The 967-nt window shown below is 47.2% G+C and carries 2 pseudogenes; both read right to left on the bottom strand.

Going from position 1 to position 967, the window contains the following annotated elements:
- Nucleotides 1–368, bottom strand: a pseudogene (locus ACTJJN_RS26975) (hypothetical protein); the annotation flags it as partial.
- 2 nt (nucleotides 369–370) lie between these two features.
- A pseudogene (locus ACTJJN_RS26970) lies at nucleotides 371–967 on the bottom strand (T6SS effector BTH_I2691 family protein); the annotation flags it as partial.

The following is a 967-nucleotide window of genomic DNA, read 5'->3' as shown; positions in this document are numbered from 1 at the left end:
ACCTTGCTCAAACGTTGGTAGTAGATTTTTTGGGTTGATCGATTGAAGCAGAAAATTGATAAGCGTTTTATGAAATATATTCGATAGGCTAAGAATGGGAGGAAGATTAAAGGTGCAATTAGTGTAAGGAGGATAAAGGTATAACTAAAGGTGTATGGGTTCCAGGCTTCACTGGTTAGTAAGTAAGGGTAGGTAAAGATGGCGAGCGCAATGGTCATTGCACAGTACAGCTTTCCCATAAAAACTGAGTCTGTTACCCAGGGGTTTCTCAGGCATAAGGTGGTTTTTGACAAGCTTGATAGTTGCCCGCCAATAGCGGGTTTATGCCCTGAGCTTGAGCTTGAGTTGAATATCCAGATGGTTGCCATGATCAGCGCTCCAGACGAAAAATTGACAGGGTCTCATTGTCTTCGTCCAGGCCTTGATTGGCGTTGTAGGTTAGATGAAGTGAGACATGAGTTTGGTTGGCTAGGGTGTTTTCGAAATGTAGAACTAAGCCAGCATCTACGATGTGGCCGGTCGGGCTGATTGGAAAAACGTCAATTCCTTGGTCGTCACGGAGGGAACTCAAACTTCCTGACCATTCACTTACGCCTAGCCTGAATGCAGGCAGCAGCACTGTGAATTCTACGGTTGGTTGGGATGTGGCTACTTCGTTATGTGTGATAGCTGTCCAATTTGGCGGCGACCAGTGGTTATTCTGATGCCATCGGGTGTCGGCTTTAGTTATGCCGAGGGATAGGGCCTGCTCGGCGGATAGTAGCTTGGGTCCGTAATGTTCATTGTGCCAAGCCTTAATTTCTGTTTGCAGTGAAGTGAAAGCAGGCAGTTTCTTGTCAAAGTCCAAGTTGATGTCGGCGTGCGACTCTCCATCATTGATGCGATTACCGAATATGCTACGTGCTGCCCACAGTTCTATTGGGCTGTGAAGGCGTTCATGTGCCTTGGCGTGTAGGTAGAGGCCTCC

This window comes from Pseudomonas sp. 22515 (assembly GCF_052044625.1).
Lineage (GTDB): Bacteria > Pseudomonadota > Gammaproteobacteria > Pseudomonadales > Pseudomonadaceae > Aquipseudomonas > Aquipseudomonas alloputida.
Note: the sequence above shows the minus strand (reverse complement) of the source record. Positions and strands in the feature narration are given on the sequence as shown.